The sequence below is a fragment of the Pseudothioclava arenosa genome, from assembly GCF_002358085.1.
Classification (GTDB): domain Bacteria; phylum Pseudomonadota; class Alphaproteobacteria; order Rhodobacterales; family Rhodobacteraceae; genus Pseudothioclava; species Pseudothioclava arenosa.
The window spans coordinates 1-2,500 of the sequence record NZ_NTJD01000019.1 but is presented as its reverse complement, the minus strand read 5'-3'; the positions used below and the strand labels follow the sequence as shown (position 1 = coordinate 2,500).

The window sequence follows — 2,500 nt, the reverse complement described above, 5'->3', positions numbered from 1 at the left end:
TTCGTGGGATCAGACCCGAAACCGAGTGATCTAGCCATGTGCAGGATGAAGGTTGGGTAACACCAACTGGAGGTCCGAACCGACACCCGTTGAAAAGGGTCCGGATGACGTGTGGCTAGGGGTGAAAGGCCAATCAAACTCGGAGATAGCTGGTTCTCCGCGAAAGCTATTTAGGTAGCGCCTCGGACGAATACCTATGGGGGTAGAGCACTGCATGGATGATGGGGGCCCACAGCCTTACTGAGTCTAAGCAAACTCCGAATACCATAGAGTACTATCCGGGAGACACACGGCGGGTGCTAACGTCCGTCGTGAAGAGGGAAACAACCCTGACCAACAGCTAAGGCCCCCAATTCGTGGCTAAGTGGGAAAGCATGTGGGATTTCCAAAACAACCAGGAGGTTGGCTTAGAAGCAGCCATCCTTTAAAGATAGCGTAACAGCTCACTGGTCTAGCTAAGAGATCCTGCGGCGAAGATGTAACGGGGCTCAAGCCACGAGCCGAAGCTTTGGATGTGCAGCAATGCACGTGGTAGCGGAGCGTTCTGTGATATAGAACGCTGCCTCCTTAGCGTCCTCGGACGCATTGGAGGCAATGTTCTGACTGTGAAGCCGGGCTGTAAGGCATCCGGTGGAGTGATCAGAAGTGAGAATGTTGACATGAGTAGCGACAAAGAGGGTGAGAGACCCTCTCGCCGAAAGTCCAAGGGTTCCTGCTTAAAGCTAATCTGAGCAGGGTAAGCCGGCCCCTAAGGCGAGGCCGAAAGGCGTAGTCGATGGGAACCAGGTTAATATTCCTGGGCCGTGAGGTGGTGACGGATCCTTACTGTAGTTCGATCTTATCGGATTGATCGGGCTGCTGCGGGGTCCCTGGAAATAGCCCCTCTATAAGACCGTACCCTAAACCGACACAGGTGGACAGGTAGAGTATACCAAGGCGCTTGAGAGAACCACGTTTAAGGAACTCGGCAAAATGCCTCCGTAAGTTCGCGAGAAGGAGGCCCCATTCGCAGGCAACTGTGGGTGGGGGGCACAAACTAGGGGGTGGCGACTGTTTACTTAAAACACAGGGCTGTGCGAAGCCGTAAGGCGACGTATACAGTCTGACGCCTGCCCGGTGCTGGAAGGTTAAAAGGAGGGGTGCAAGCTCCGAATTGAAGCCCCAGTAAACGGCGGCCGTAACTATAACGGTCCTAAGGTAGCGAAATTCCTTGTCGGGTAAGTTCCGACCTGCACGAATGGCGTAACGATCTCCCCGCTGTCTCAAACGTGGACTCAGCGAAATTGAACTGTGTGTCAAGATGCACACTACCCGCGGTTAGACGGAAAGACCCCATGAACCTTTACTATAGCTTCGCACTGGCATCAGGATTGTGATGTGCAGGATAGGTGGTAGGCTTTGAAACGGGGACGCCAGTTCCCGTGGAGCCTCCCTTGAGATACCACCCTTCGCACTCTTGATGTCTAACCGCGGCCCGTTATCCGGGTCCGGGACCCTGCGTGGTGGGTAGTTTGACTGGGGCGGTCGCCTCCCAAAGTGTAACGGAGGCGCGCGAAGGTTGGCTCAGACCGGTCGGAAATCGGTCGTTGAGTGCAATGGCAGAAGCCAGCCTGACTGCAAGACTGACAAGTCGAGCAGAGACGAAAGTCGGCCATAGTGATCCGGTGGTCCCGAGTGGAAGGGCCATCGCTCAACGGATAAAAGGTACTCTGGGGATAACAGGCTGATGGTGCCCAAGAGTCCATATCGACGGCACCGTTTGGCACCTCGATGTCGGCTCATCTCATCCTGGGGCTGGAGCAGGTCCCAAGGGTACGGCTGTTCGCCGTTTAAAGAGGTACGTGAGCTGGGTTTAGAACGTCGTGAGACAGTTCGGTCCCTATCTGCCGTGGGTGTAGGATACTTGAGAAGAGTTGCCCCTAGTACGAGAGGACCGGGGTGAACGGACCACTGGTGGACCAGTTATCGTGCCAACGGTAGTGCTGGGTAGCTATGTCCGGACAGGATAAACGCTGAAGGCATCTAAGCGTGAAGCCCCCTTCAAAACTAGGTATCCCTTGAGGGCCGTGGTAGACGACCACGTCGATAGGCCGGAGATGTAAGCGCAGCAATGCGTTCAGTTGACCGGTACTAATTGCCCGATTGGCTTGATTTGATCCAGTAGCAGCAAGGCTCTGGTCAAAAGCAGCATACACATGACTTGGACTTTCGCTTCTTCCTCGGTTTGGTGGTCATAGCGACGGCTAAACACCCGATCCCATCCCGAACTCGGCCGTTAAGGGCCGTCACGCCAATGGTACTGCGTCCTAAGACGTGGGAGAGTAGGTCACCGCCAAACCTAGAAAGAAGCGAAAATATTCTCTCAAAACGATGAACAAAACCCCGATCGCAAAAATGCCCTCGGGGCAAAAAAGACCCGTCGCGGGGTGGAGCAGCCCGGTAGCTCGTCAGGCTCATAACCTGAAGGTCGTAGGTTCAAATCCTACCCCCGCAACCAAAA

General features: G+C 54.8%; 1 tRNA gene and 2 rRNA genes (1 of these 3 cut by a window edge). All 3 read left to right on the top strand.

Annotated features, from left to right (window positions below):
* Positions 1–2,155: ribosomal RNA gene (locus CLN94_RS13730) — 23S ribosomal RNA — on the top strand (it extends 676 nt beyond the left edge of the window).
* A 68-nt stretch (positions 2,156–2,223) separates the two neighbouring features.
* Positions 2,224–2,338 (top strand): 5S ribosomal RNA (gene rrf, locus CLN94_RS13725).
* A gap of 82 nt (positions 2,339–2,420) precedes the next feature.
* Positions 2,421–2,497 (top strand) — tRNA-Met (locus tag CLN94_RS13720).
* Positions 2,498–2,500 lie beyond the last annotated feature (3 nt).